8 protein-coding genes are annotated in these 14,217 nt (G+C 50.5%); all 8 read left to right on the top strand.

The genetic code is table 11. The features are described 5' to 3' along the window. Positions 1 to 95: 95 nt before the first annotated feature. The 8 genes from ACTQ3K_RS00945 (at position 96) to ACTQ3K_RS00910 (ending at position 14,210) form a co-directional block, all read left to right on the top strand. Positions 96 to 1,550: an acyl-CoA carboxylase subunit beta gene (locus ACTQ3K_RS00945; protein ID WP_441564829.1), complete on the top strand. Its 1,455-nt coding sequence runs from the start codon at positions 96 to 98 to the stop codon at positions 1,548 to 1,550. Between the two features lie 15 nt (positions 1,551 to 1,565). After that, positions 1,566 to 1,892, top strand: coding sequence for an OadG family transporter subunit (locus ACTQ3K_RS00940; RefSeq protein WP_441564827.1), 327 nt, complete (start codon positions 1,566 to 1,568; stop codon positions 1,890 to 1,892). A 23-nt stretch (positions 1,893 to 1,915) separates the two neighbouring features. Beyond that, on the top strand, positions 1,916 to 2,287 hold the full coding sequence (locus ACTQ3K_RS00935) for a biotin/lipoyl-containing protein (RefSeq protein ID WP_441564825.1): 372 nt from the start codon (positions 1,916 to 1,918) through the stop codon (positions 2,285 to 2,287). 62 nt (positions 2,288 to 2,349) lie between these two features. Continuing rightward, on the top strand, positions 2,350 to 3,474 hold the full coding sequence (locus ACTQ3K_RS00930; protein ID WP_441564823.1) for a sodium ion-translocating decarboxylase subunit beta: 1,125 nt from the start codon (positions 2,350 to 2,352) through the stop codon (positions 3,472 to 3,474). Between the two features lie 23 nt (positions 3,475 to 3,497). Continuing rightward, positions 3,498 to 4,904, top strand: coding sequence for an oxaloacetate decarboxylase subunit alpha (locus ACTQ3K_RS00925; RefSeq protein WP_441564821.1), 1,407 nt, complete (start codon positions 3,498 to 3,500; stop codon positions 4,902 to 4,904). Between the two features lie 336 nt (positions 4,905 to 5,240). After that, on the top strand, positions 5,241 to 6,533 hold the full coding sequence (locus ACTQ3K_RS00920; RefSeq protein WP_441564819.1) for a M16 family metallopeptidase: 1,293 nt from the start codon (positions 5,241 to 5,243) through the stop codon (positions 6,531 to 6,533). Then, the gene (locus ACTQ3K_RS00915; RefSeq protein ID WP_441564817.1) at positions 6,515 to 8,080 is read left to right on the top strand and encodes a response regulator transcription factor; all 1,566 of its coding nucleotides are present in this window, start codon (positions 6,515 to 6,517) and stop codon (positions 8,078 to 8,080) included. Before ACTQ3K_RS00920 ends, ACTQ3K_RS00915 begins: the two co-directional genes overlap by 19 nt. 112 nt (positions 8,081 to 8,192) lie before the next feature. Continuing rightward, positions 8,193 to 14,210: an InlB B-repeat-containing protein gene (locus ACTQ3K_RS00910; RefSeq protein ID WP_441564815.1), complete on the top strand. Its 6,018-nt coding sequence runs from the start codon at positions 8,193 to 8,195 to the stop codon at positions 14,208 to 14,210. Positions 14,211 to 14,217 lie beyond the last annotated feature (7 nt).

Genomic DNA, 14,217 nt, shown 5'->3' with positions numbered 1-14,217 from the left:
TTAAAATTTTCTTGATAATTTATTCCCTTTAAGCTATAATTATACTCGGCAGAAAATGGTTTTACTTTTAATAAATGAAAATGGAGGACTGCAAAATGAGTAATGTATCTACAGGAAAAGCAAGCGAGAGAATCGCAGGCTTACTTGATGCTCAGAGCTTTGTGGAAATCGGCAGCTATGTCACAGCACGAAGCACTGACTTTAACCTGCCGGAAAAAGAAACCCCGGCAGACGGTGTGATCACCGGTTACGGCACCATTGATGGAAATCTGGTGTACGTATACAGCCAGGACGCTGCCGTTCTTGGCGGATCCATGGGTGAGATGCACGCAAAGAAGATCTCCGCGGTTTACAGCCTGGCTATGAAGATGGGCGCTCCCGTAATCGGCCTGATCGACTGTGCAGGTCTGAGACTTCAGGAAGGCACCGATGCGCTTCAGGCATTCGGCGGTCTTTATATGAATCAGGTAGAGGCTTCCGGCGTGATCCCTCAGATCACCGCGGTATTCGGAACCTGTGGCGGCGGTATGGGAATCGTTCCCGCGCTGACCGATTTTACCTTTATGGAAAAGGATCATGCAAAGCTTTTTGTCAATGCACCCAATGCCCTTGACGGAAACACGGCTGCAAAGTGTGATACTGCTTCCGCTGCTTACCAGAGCGAATCCGTTGGCTCCGTTGATGCGACCGGCACCGAGGCTGAGATCTTCGAGGAGATCCGGAACCTGATTTCCGTTCTTCCCGCAAATAACGAAGATGATATGTCCTATGAAGAATGCACCGATGATCTGAACCGTGTATGTGCAGATCTGGAAAATTGTGCAGGAGATACCTCCATTGCCCTGTCCATGATTTCCGATGACAATTTCTTCTTTGAGACGAAGAGAGATTTCGCAAAGGAAATGGTTACCGGCTTTATCCGTCTGAACGGCAATACCGTAGGCGCTGTTGCAAACCGCAGCGAGCTGGTTGATGAAGACGGAAATACATCTGAGACCTTTGACGGTGTTCTGACTGCAGCCGGCTGCGAGAAGGCTGCAAAGTTCGTGGAATTCTGTGACGCATTCAGCATTCCCGTACTGACCCTGACCAACGTAAAGGGCTACAAGGCAGACAAGCATCAGGAGCGCAAGATTGCAAAGGCTGTCGCTTCTATGACTTATGCGTTCGCAAACGCAACCGTTCCGAAGGTAAACGTACTGGTAGGTGCTGCTTACGGCAGTGCATACGTTGCCATGAACAGCAAATCGATCGGCGCAGATCTGGTATTTGCATGGCCTCAGGCTTCCGTCGGCATGATGGATGCAAAGAGCGCTGCAAGGATCATCTACGCAGACGAGCTTGCCAAGGCAGAGAACAGTGCGGCTCTGTTAAATGAAAAGACCAGGGCTTATGCTGAGCTTCAGTCCAGTGCGCTGTCCGCAGCCAAGAGAGGCTATGTTGACAACATTATTGACGCACAGGATACCAGAAAATATGTGATCGGCGCCTTTGAGATGCTCTATACCAAGAGAGAAGAGCGTCCTGCAAAGAAGCATGGCACAGTTTAAAAATGAGGTGAGCATATGAGCTTGAGTAATATTTTCTTAGACGCTCTTTCCAATACTCTGCTTGGCATGGGCATGGTATTTGTGATCCTGATCATCATTATCTTTGCTATCAAGATCATGAGTGCCATTGTCAGGGCCATTGAGGAAAAAGGAAAGAAGAATGAGGCTCCGAAGGCAGCAGCACCTGCTCCTGCTCCGGCAGCACCCGTTGTAGAAGAAGAGGTTGACGATCTGGAGCTGGTTGCAGTTATCACAGCAGCCGTTGCCGCAGCCATGGGAGAGACATCCACAGACGGCTTCCAGGTACGTTCCATTAAGAGAGCAAAGAACAGAAATTGGTAATCGAATAATCAGGAGGAAAGATCATGAAAAATTATACAATCACAGTGAATGGCGTAGCGTATGATGTAACCGTTGAAGAGGGCGGCGCAGGCAGTGTTGCTGCAGCAGCTCCCAAGGCAGCACCGAAGGCTGCTCCCAAGGCCGCTCCCGCAAAGGCAGCAGCTCCCGCAGGTGGTGCAGGCAGCATTCAGGTTAAGGCCGGTGCAGCAGGAAAGGTATTCAAGATCGAGGCATCTGTAGGCCAGGCTGTTAAGGCTGGTGATCCTGTTGTGATCATCGAGGCTATGAAGATGGAGATCCCGGTTGTTGCTCCCGAAGACGGTACTGTGGCAAGCATCGATGTTGCTGTCGGCGATGAGATCCCTGCTGGCGGCGTATTAGCTACCCTGAACTAATCACTCATTTCCATTGTTTTTGGAAACGAATCAACTTACAATGAGAAATGGGAGGTAACACAATGAATATTTTAGATACGTTAGGGAACCTGCTTGGTCAGACTGCGTTTTTCAGCCTTACCTGGGGCAACTACCTGATGATCCTGGTTGCCTGTGTGTTCCTTTACCTGGCAATCGCCAAGGGCTTTGAGCCGCTTCTGCTTACCCCGATTGCCTTTGGTATGTTACTTGTAAACATTTACCCGCCGATCATGGAAGAGGGCGGTGTTCTTTACTACTTCTTTAAGCTGGATGAATGGGCGATCCTCCCCTGTCTGATCTTCATGGGCGTCGGTGCCCAGACAGACTTCGGTCCCCTGATTGCAAACCCCAAGAGCTTTTTACTTGGCGCGGCTGCACAGTTTGGTATCTATGCAGCGTATATTGGTGCAATGCTCCTTAACTTTAACGGAAAAGAAGCAGCAGCCATTGCGATTATCGGTGGTGCAGACGGCCCGACATCCATCTTCCTTGCCAACAAGCTCGGACAGCAGCAGATCCTCGGCCCGATTGCCGTTGCTGCATATTCCTATATGTCTCTGGTTCCGATCATCCAGCCTCCGATCATGAAGCTGCTTACCACGGAAAAAGAGAGAAAGATCAAGATGGAACAGCTTCGTCCGGTTTCCAAGCTGGAGAAGATCCTCTTCCCCGTTATCGTAACCATCGTTGTCTGCATGATCCTGCCTTCAACCGCTCCGCTGGTTGGTATGTTAATGCTTGGTAACCTGTTCAAGGAGTCCGGCGTGGTAAGACAGCTCACTGAGACAGCTTCCAATGCAATGATGTATATCGTTGTTATCCTGCTGGGAACTTCCGTAGGTGCAACCACCAGCGCAGAGGCATTTTTAAATGTAGCTACTCTGAAGATTGTTGCTCTTGGTCTGGTCGCATTTGCGTTCGGTACAGCCATGGGTGTTCTCTTCGGAAAGCTCATGTGCAAGCTTTCCGGCGGAAAGATCAACCCGCTCATCGGTTCCGCCGGTGTATCGGCTGTTCCCATGGCTGCCCGTGTATCCCAGAAGGTCGGTGCGGAAGCAGATCCCACCAACTTCCTGCTTATGCATGCAATGGGTCCCAACGTAGCAGGTGTTATCGGTACCGCTGTTGCGGCAGGTACCTTCATGGCTGTGTTTGGTGTTAAATAAGAGAGAGGACAGGAGGAATTAACATGTCAGAAGTTGCAAAAAAACCGGTAAAGATTACCGAAACCATACTGCGTGATGCTCACCAGAGTCTGATCGCAACCAGAATGACAACCGAGCAGATGCTCCCGATCATCGGAAAGATGGATGAAGTCGGCTACCATGCCGTAGAGTGCTGGGGCGGCGCTACCTTCGACAGCTGCCTTCGTTTCTTAAAGGAAGATCCCTGGGAGAGACTGAGAAAGCTTCGTGCAGGCTTTAAGAAGACAAAGCTGCAGATGCTGTTCCGCGGCCAGAACATCTTAGGCTACAATCATTATCCCGATGATGTGGTAGAATATTTCGTTCAGAAGTCTATCGCAAACGGTATTGATATTATCCGTATCTTCGACTGCCTGAATGATATGAGAAACCTTGAGTGCGCCGTTAAGGCAACCAAGAAAGAGGGCGGTCATGCTCAGATCGCACTGTCCTATACCCTGGGGGATGCCTATACCCTGGATTACTGGATGAACATTGCAAAAGAAATCGAGTCCATGGGAGCTGATTCCATCTGTATCAAGGATATGGCAGGCCTTCTGCTTCCCGCAGAGGCTACCAAGCTGGTAACCGCACTGAAGTCTGCGACAACCCTTCCCATTGACCTTCATACCCATTATACCTCCGGCGTAGCTTCCATGACTTACATGAAGGCGGTAGAGGCAGGCTGTGACATCATCGATACCGCAATGTCGCCTCTGGCTCTGGGAACCAGCCAGCCCGCAACCGAGGTTATGGTTGAGGCATTCAAGAATACTCCTTACGATACCGGTCTTGACATCGACAAGCTGGTTGAGATCGCTGAGTACTTCACACCGATCCGTGAGGAAGCATTAAAGACCGGCCTGTTAAATCCCAAGGTTCTTGGCGTAAACATCAAGACCCTTCAGTATCAGGTGCCCGGCGGTATGCTTTCCAACCTGCTGTCCCAGTTAAAGGATCAGGGCGCAGAGGATAAGTTCCAGGCTGTTCTGGAAGAAGTACCGAGAGTAAGAAAAGACTTCGGTGAGCCGCCGCTGGTAACTCCGTCCAGCCAGATCGTCGGAACTCAGGCTGTTCTGAACGTCCTGATGGGCGAGCGTTACAAGGTTGTTTCTCAGGAGTCCAAGAAGCTGCTCCGCGGTGAGTTCGGCCAGACTGTAAAGCCTATGAATCCCGATGTGATCAAGAAGTGCATCGGTGATGAGAAGCGGATTACCTGCCGTCCCGCAGACCTGTTACAGCCCAAGCTCAAAGAGTATGAGGCTGAGATGTCCCAGTGGAAAGAGCAGGATGAGGATGTTCTGTCTTATGCACTGTTCCCTCAGGTAGCAGTTGACTTCTTCAAGTACAGAGAAGCACAGAAAACCAAGGTAGATCCCTCCATCGCAACCGATAAGTCATACCCTGTTTAAGCTACGAGCCATGCAAATCCACGTCCAGACAGACATTCTGCCTGCAGAAATGGCTGGAAGGACGTGGATTTATACGGCGACAGCCGTCAGCGAAAAAGCCGCAGGCTTTTGAGATGGCATGGAGCGTGAAACCGTGCATGATCACGTGGCGACGGCCGTCAGCGAAAAAGCCGCAGGCTTTTGAGATGGCATGGAGAGTGAAGCCATGCATGATCACGTGGCGACAGCCGTCAGCGAAAAAGCCGCAGGCTTTTGAGATGGCATGGAGAGTAATATAAAAATTTTGAGCCTGGCAGTCTGCCAGGCTCTTTTTTCCGGTATCGGAGAGAGTGTGTTATGAAAGAACAGTGCGTCATCACCGAAAGCGGCATTCCGGTGTATTCTTATGTGAACCCCTATCTTCACAGCTTCTGCCTCTGTCTTTATGTAAAAGCCGGAGCAATATATGAATCAGAATCAGAAAACGGGATCACTCATTTCTTTGAGCATCTTGCGATTCGAAACATCGACTGTGCGATGAATGGAGGCTTGTACCCGTTGCTGGACCGGCTGGGTCTGAGCCTCGGAGGAGCGACCTATAAGGAGTTTGTCCAATTTTCCATCAGCGGCGCTCAGACTCATTGGCAGGAAGCCGTGGAATTATTCTGCCGTCTGTTTGATCCGATCTGTCTTTCCGAGCGAGAAATTGCCATTGAACGGAAACGAATCAAGGCTGAGATACGGGAGTGTGACAATCCCGTTACCATTGCCCGGAAAACAGAGGTTAAAGTCTGGAAAGAAACTTCATTGGAAAATCGGATTACCGGAAAACGAAAGGCATTGGATCAGATCGGCCGGCCAAGACTGGAACAGTTTCGAACAGAGTTCTTTTCCAAAGAAAACCTGTTTTTCTATGTGACTGGATGTGTTGATGAAGAACAGATGAATCTTCTGAAAGAACGGCTGGATCGCTGTCAATTTTTCTCCGGTGCTCCCCTGCGCACCAACCATGCGCCCCGGCCGGAGGCTTTTTTTCATCGGAACGGAATGCCGCGTTTCTATCAGGCAAAGTCCACCGAGGTTTCTTTTGCGTATGATGTGGATACGTCCCGTTATAGTGAGGCGGCACTCTGTCTGTTTTATAACCTTCTGTTCACCGGTGATTACTGCCCGGTCTATCAGGAGCTTTCTGAAAAGACCGGCTATATTTACAGCTACGATGAACTGTTTGAGCGGTATAAAAACCTTGGTTCTCTGCAGTTGAATTATGAGGTGGCGCCTGGAAAGCTGCTGCGTGCAGTGAAGCGGACGCTGGAAATTTTTGAACGGATGAAAATGGATCCGGGGAGCCTGGCCTATGTGCGGGCCATATATCTGGACAATGGAGAAATGGAGCTGGATGATGCTGACAGCTTTAACTGGAACCGGGCATATGACTGCCATATATTAGATGTGGATTATCCGGATATTGAAGCCAAGAAGGAGGAGTTCCTCCGGGTGACAGAGGAACAGATGTCCGAGATGGCAAGGGAGATTTTCAGACCGGAAAACCGTACAGTGATTGTGAGGGGGGATCTGAAGCACCTGCCGAAAAAGAAGCTGAGAAGGCTTCTGAAGGAAGGAGTGTATGCATGGAACAACAGGAAGTAAGAATGTTTGAACAGAAGCCGGTACGGATGGTAAAAACCGAGACCGGAATCTACTATTCCATGGTCGATGTGATCGCGGCCTTACAGATAAGTCCCAATCCGACACGGTACTGGAGCGACTGGAAGCGGTCACAGAAAAAAGCAGCGGAAAAACAGAAAAGCACATACGATCCGGCACAATCTATATCGAAAAAGTCCGGCTTTGAGCAGAAGGATCGTGTGATGCATGTGAATTATACGAATATCGTATCAGTGGATTCTGGTATAGAGAACAGGCTGCTTTCGAACATCACTTCCATGAAGCTGACAGGAAAAGACGGAAAGCGTCACGCTGCCGATGTGATGGAGGAAAAGATGCTGCGCGAACTGATCCCGCTCTTTCGTAGTCCTTTGACAGAACGGTGTCTTTCCTGGCTGGAAACGGCGCCTGCGTTTGGATCGGAAGGAAATCCTTCGGAATATCACGCTGCAATGCAGAACCGGAGTGGAACAGAGCAGAATAGAAGCAGTCAGAAGAAAACAAACCGGGATCAGGCAAATTCGGAGATCAGTTCTTCCTGTCATGTTCTGCCTTTGATGAATACGGCATTCTTTCCGGGAACGGCGCAGAAAACCGTAGATCAGATGGAGAATCCTGATATTCGTTCCATTGCCCAGGCGGAGCTTTATTATTTTTCAGGGAGAGCAGAGAAATGCCGGAATCTGGCAGAACTTTATCTGGGCAGTTCGGATTTGTCGCTGCGTCTGTCTGCCTGGATGCTGTATACCTATTCCAGCCTCCCCCTGGGAGATGCCGGAAAGGCGCGTATGGGATTGAAGGGAATCCGGGAGTGTCTGGAAGAACATACGGAAATACAAAGTCCGGAGCTGCGGGCATCCTGTGTGTTTGCGGCCCACGTAGGTTCTGTGCTTCTTCATCTGCCATCAGATCTGCTTCCCGACGTGACCTCCGGTATCCCGCTTCTGCCGGAGGGACTGCGTCTGTTTGCCCTTTATGTGCTGGCACACGCGGTCTATCTGGAGCAGGATTATCGGAGAGCTCTGGGAATTGCTCAGGCTGCACTGCTCGGAAGTCGGAACTGTTATCCCATCCCCACAATCTATCTTTCCTGTATTGTCTCTATGTGTGAGATCAATTTGAAGAAAGCGGCGTCTGCCGCCGCTCATCTGGAAAAAGCCTGGGAGCTGGCAAAGCCGGATCATCTGATCGAAGCCATTGTGGAGCATCATGGACTTTTACAGGGGCTTGTCGAGTCTCTACTTCGGAAATCTCAGCCGGACATGTACCGGGATATTTCTGAAAAGGTGCTGGCATTCAGCCGCGGCTGGATGAAGGTCCACAATCCGGAAACCGGCATGAAAGTCACTGCAGAGCTGTCCCCTATGGAGTTTTCCATCGCCATGCTGGCCTGCCGGGGCTGGACCAACCGGGAGATCGCCGACCATCTCGGGCTTTCGCCCAATACCATCAAGCATTATATTTCAAACATTTTGGCAACCCTTCATGTGGAAAGGAGAGAAGATCTGAAACCGTATGTCAATCAGTAAATCATAGCCCATATCCGCTTTCCAATGGGCATTAAATTCGCCTCGCTTTTCGTTTATAATAATTACAGATATTAAGGTCAAAAGGTCCGGATTTACAGGAGGGGAGTTGCTTATGAAAGCTGTAAAAAGGAGAGCGTTATCGTTTATTCTGGCGGTGGTCACACTGGCGACAGCCGTTCCGTTCCAGTCGTTTTCCGTGCAGGCGGCGGAGACGGTTTATGGAGATGCCAACGGCGATGGACGGGTGGATTTAAAAGATGTGCTTCTGATCGAGGAATATCTGAAAGATCCGAATACATCAATTGAAAAAATCTGTGCCGATGTTAACGGAAACGGACAGATTGAGGAAGATGATGCCCAGGCGATCCGTGATTATCTGGTCGGAAACCGGGAGTCGTTAAAACCGGAGCTTTGTACGGTATCCTTTGATGCCGGTGAGGGCGGAAGTTTTCCGTCTGTGACGGTCGGCAGAGGCTATACACTGCCGGGAGAACTTCCGGTTCCGGCGATGGACGGCATGATTTTCAGCGGCTGGCTTCTTCCAGATGGAAGTCCGTTTTATCAGGATACGACGGTGATCGAAGAGGATCTTGTTTTGACTGCTGATTATGAACCCATGGAGCAGCAGTTGGAAGAGACTCTTTCCATTGACAGCTTTACCTTAAATGATCAGGCGGCAGACCTGGCAATTCTTGTGGAAGCAGGAGAGGGAGCACCGGCGAATCTGGTCTCCGGAATCACACTGGTGGCTACAGACGGACGTGATCCGGTCGCCCTTTCAATCATTCCAAACGGTGACGGTACCTGTACCGTGACTGCGGCGGAAGGATTCACGCCGGGCGGCAGCTATGAGCTTACGCTGGCAGACGGGATCAATTTTTACGGAAAAGATCCCATGTACCGCACCCTGTATTTCAATATTGCAAAACCGGCGGAGGATGGGCTGGTGTTTGCTTCGAACCTTCAGTTTATTCAGGATACGGAAGAGATGGATTACACAGTGAACGGAACGGTGCTTCCGATGCTCCAGACTGCCTTGATCTCCGCCGGGGACTCCTCCCAGGAGATAATACGCGGAACCTTTACCATGCCTGCTGCCACGGCAGAGCTGGAAACCGGAGATAAAATCTGTATTTATGAGACGGTAAGTCCCAGGGAGCGGGATTATACCGTTTCCGATTATGAGGGAGATGACTACGCCTATTTAAAGATCACAGCAGCGGATAAAAGTGGTTCCGTTCCGGTCTATACCTTTGAAAGCATTGATGAGACCGGAGCAGAGGAAGTTCTGGCGGCGCCGGATACGATCCCTTATCAGGTGGAAACGCTTCCTTCCGGTTCGGTCGGAACCGTGGATAAAAACGAGTATGACCATTATGGCCGCGCCATGCTGGGCATGGAGGAAGAACCGGAATTTGCAGTCTATGACATTCTGGTATTTTATACAGAGCCTTACGAGACTTTGACCGAAGAAAGTCCCCGCGTTTACGGACAGATCACAGATGTTCAGGAGGATCTGGTGACTTATAAGCTTGTATCCATGGAGGAGATTGAAGACTTCAACTCCATGTATGTGAAGCAGCATGTGTCCGGTGAGGAATTACTTTCCCAGGCAGATGAACAGACGCTTCTTGCCAGTGTCATGCAGCAGACCGAGGAAAGCGGGTTTACCGAAGAATCGGTTCATTCCATGGTGGCCTCTTATCTGGAAAATGAGGAAGGACAAAAACAGCTTCTTACATATGGCATGACCGAGGAGGAGATCCAGGCGATCCAGGCGCAGAGTGCAGAGCTTACCGCCATCGGCATGTATGCGGCGGCAGGCGGTGTGAAAGTGAATGTGGAGGATCTGACAGTGATCCCGAACATTGGAAAAAGTACGTATGTAAAGGATGGCGTGAAGCTGACGCTGGATGTCACTCTGACACTTTCGGTGGAAAAGAAGATCAAGACTGCGGGAAAAAGCAGCCAGCTGAAAATTGAATTGTATGCCACCTTTGAACAGGAAGTCGGTTTTGATATCAAGGTTGATGTGAGCACCAAATGGAAGAAAATCCTGTTTATTCCAATCTTAAAGGAAATTTACTGCGGCGTTCAGGTAGACATCGGTGATTACTCGTATGTACATCTGGGAGCCAAGGCTTATACCGTTTCCGAGGGCCTGAAAGCGAAAAAGTGGAAAGCCCTTGCCGACTGCTACAGAGGGCAGCCCATTACCAGAATGCTGGTGCGCCAGGTAGACCGCTATGCGGCGAAGCTTCAAAAGCTGGACAAAAAGACGCCGGAATATACCGAGGTGGAAACGCAGCTGAAGGAGTTGAAAGATCAGCTTAACAATGAGGCAAAGATTGTTGTGGAGGATCAGACCTATACCATCGAAATGCTGGAGGCTGATCTGGAGGCACAGGGAATTTCCACACAGTTTGCGGATATTCTGGGGGCAGACAGTTCAGAGGAGACAAAAATCGGCGTGCAGCAGCTGGTAGACCGGTATACGGAGCTGATGGACCAGGACAGCGACTGGGTGGAGTTATTTGAGCAGCAGATCGTGGATCAGGAGATCCATATCAAGGTGGTTGCCATAAGCCTGGAGGTTTCTGTAGTGGCACGGGCCAATGTGAATATTTCCATCGGCGCCGAAGTGGAATACCAGGTAGGAAAGCGATACAATTTCTGGGTGAAATGCTTTGAGAAAACATCCGGATCCAGCGAGCAGGACATTCTGGATGAGCGGTTCGGTTTTCAGTTTTATGCCATGGGCAAGCTGGGGATCCGGGTCGGCATCAAGGCACAGATCGGTGTGGGCATCATCAGCACCAAGATTGCCAGCGTCGGTGCCAGTGTGGAATTTGGCCTTTATCTGAAGGTTTACGGTTATTTCTTCTATGTATTCAACCGTGTCCGGCCACAGAATACCAACCGATGGAATGAGACGGAGGAATGCCAGGGAGCCATGTGCCTGGAATTCGGAATCTATCTGACCGTGAAATTTAAGGCGCAGGCACTGAAAAACACCTTTAAATATGAACCGACCCTTTATGACCATGAATTCCCGCTTCTGACCGTCGGAGAAAAGGAAAACGTGTATCAGATGGTGGTGGATCCGGGGGAGGATGATATCCTTTACATCAATGATGAGGATGCAAATGCAGGAAACGGCATCACCATGCAGCTTCCCAAGTTTTACCGGTACATGAAGGTATTAAACTTATCTACCGGTGTTCAGTCCTTGAAGCTTTGCGACCTGAGCAAGTTTAAGATCCGGTTCTCCAATCCGAATTTCAGAATCGATGAAAACGGAACCATTACGGTGACGCCGCCCCTGGGCAGCCGCTATGAAAAAACCGATATGCACATCACCTACAAATGCGGGAAGCTGGCCTTCAGCCTGTTTGATATTGATATCACGGCGCCGGTAGTATGGACGGATCTTTCCGATGCGGAGATTGCTGACCGCTTTACCATTACGGTGGCCGCCGGAAGTGCGGGACAGGGGTATACACCGGTATGGACAACCCAGGCAAACCGGGTAGAACCGTTTGACCTGCCCTCGGAGGAAGAGATCCTGACCCTGTGCGGCTACGATAACTTTGATGACGGAACCAGTTATAATCTGAAATATGCCTCCAAAGGCAGCTATACAAACGATGCCACTACCGGGCTTTATGCTACAGCGGACATGACATATTATTATGAGCTTCCCGAGCGTGTATACAGTCTGACGGTAAACGGAATCAAAAACCCGGACGGTTCGGAGCGGACGGCGTCCTATACGGCGCTTTACGGCGGAGACTTTGATCTTTCGGATCTTTCGGGCACCGGTTCAGACACCGATACGGAGAATCTTGCCTTTGACGGAGTCTCTGATTCTGCGGACGAGAAGCTGAGTCTTACCCAGACGGTGGACTGGGGCTATGCGTCCAGATACGGGACAAGTGCGGAGGTGACGGCACAGTACCGTGATACCAGAAAAACAGCCACCTTTGTATTCCAGGGCGTAAGCGGGATTTCGGATCTGAAGGTATCCTTTAAGAGCGGGGAAGCGCCCTCCGGCGCCGGCCTTCAGAACCATGTGGGAGATTCGTATCTGATTAAGAGTGTTGAACCGGCTATTGAAAAGTCCCTGTATGACGTGACCTATACGGTTACCTGCGTTCCCAGGGATCCGGCAAGGCCCATCGCCTCCCATCAGGTTTCCTTTGACCGGAATGACGGAACGTCGAAGGTGTCCTCGTACCGCTATGCGGAGGGCAGTGTGATCTATCCGCCGTCGGTGCCGTCCAGAGGCGGCTATACATTCCTGGGATGGTATTATGATAAGGAGTGTACCGTTCCTTTTGCAGACGGAACCGTGATGGGAGAAACCGATCTTACGCTATATGCCGGATGGACGGAAAAGGAATTTCAGGTAACGTTAAAATCCGGTACAGAAACCGTGGAGGTCAAAACGGTGCGCTTCGGTGATGTTTACGGCACGCTGACCGCTCCGGAAAAGCAGGCGGCAGTCCGGTTTGTGGGGTACTACACCGGACCGAACGGGACGGGAACGAGGATTACGGAAGCCACCAGGTTCACGGGATTTTCTGATCAGACGCTTTATGCGGCCTGGGAGGCCAAGAAAAGCTCTGCGTCCATGAACGAGCTGAATTTCGGATACGGAAATAATACGTATGAGTATGGTGACTGTCCCTGGACATTCCGGTTCACCATATCGTCGGAGGATGGATTTGGCAGCATCAATCCGGAAACGGATTTCACGATCTGGTATCGGAGCGCAGGAAGCAATGGCAACTATACGACTGAGGCACCGTCTGAGGTCGGAACCTATACGATGAAGGTGAAATTCAACGGAAACGATGAGTTCCTGCCCGGAAATGAAATTGTGATCAATCATGCACAGCTTACCATCGAACGAGGCCGGATCATCATGGGAAAACCGAAATTTTCCGTTTATATGACAAACCTTGATTTCTGGAGCACCATTGATCTGCCGGAAGAGGCTGTCTGGGCCTCCTCCAGGAAGAGTGCGACAGCGTATCTGGAACAAAATCGTGAGCTGGCAGTGCTTTCCTATAAACTGAAGGATGCACCGGAAAACACCTGGAAAACCATTACAAGATCGAATACGGATTACTACAGCTATATTAATCTGGATCTGTATGAAACACTTCCGGATCTTCAGATAAAAGCGGGGCAGGATCGGAACGGAACGTATTATGCCATGAGGGTGACGTATGAAGATGACCGTGTGCAGCCGGTCACGTCAGAGCTTCTGATCATGCGCCGCTATCAGAACCTGCCAGAGGAAAGTACGGAAGAGGATTCTGTGTCCTATAATTATAAAAAATATGATTTCGCAACCGGAAAGATCACAGATCTTCAATATGAAACCGGAGATACCAATCCGGATCATCAGGTTGGCATGGCAGTGCCGGAGACCGGCACGAAGCCCTTGGTCCAGTTTGTTTCCGTGGCTGGAGGTTCGATAAAGAAAGCGGTCCTTACCGCAGAAGCCGTACAGGCAGCCAGAGGGAAGACTATTGAGCTGCCGGTAAATCTTACGGAAAATGACGGAGTCTGGGGGCTGCTTGGCTGTATTTCCTACGATTCGGATGTCTTTACCTTAACAGGGATCAAAACCGGAAACGGAACGGTCTTTACTCCGGAGGAATATACACTCCAGAAGGATGACGAAGCCAATCCGTACCGGTTCCTGGCCACGAGACAGGCTCTTTCTGATACCGGGCAGACCGGAACCTTCCTGGTTCTTCAGTTTGCAGTAAACGAAAAAGCCCGGGAACAGTCGTACACGATGGAATTAAAGGTACTTCAGGCCATCGGCTCGGACGCAGAGGAAGTCATTGCTTCTTCCGGAAACGGAATGGTGACGGTGGCTGCCTCCGGCGAAGGACCGGGAAGCGGCGGAACAAAGCCCGGAACCGGTTCGGAAGATCCGGGCTCCGGTACAAAACCCGGAAGCGGAAGCACTGGCGTATCGGCGTCTCCGACCGGCGATCCGCTGACCCCGCTCCTCTGGTTCGGGATCATGCTCCTGGCAGCAGTGGGAGCTGCTTATTACTGGATTTTGTGGAGATGCAGGAATCATTGGAAGAGGAGAAAGCCTCGATAACGAAAAA

It is taken from the genome of Candidatus Paralachnospira sp. LCP21S3_A2, assembly GCF_052118925.1.
In the GTDB taxonomy this organism is placed as follows: Bacteria; Bacillota; Clostridia; order Lachnospirales; family Lachnospiraceae; genus Lientehia.
Note: the sequence above shows the minus strand (reverse complement) of the source record. Positions and strands in the feature narration are given on the sequence as shown.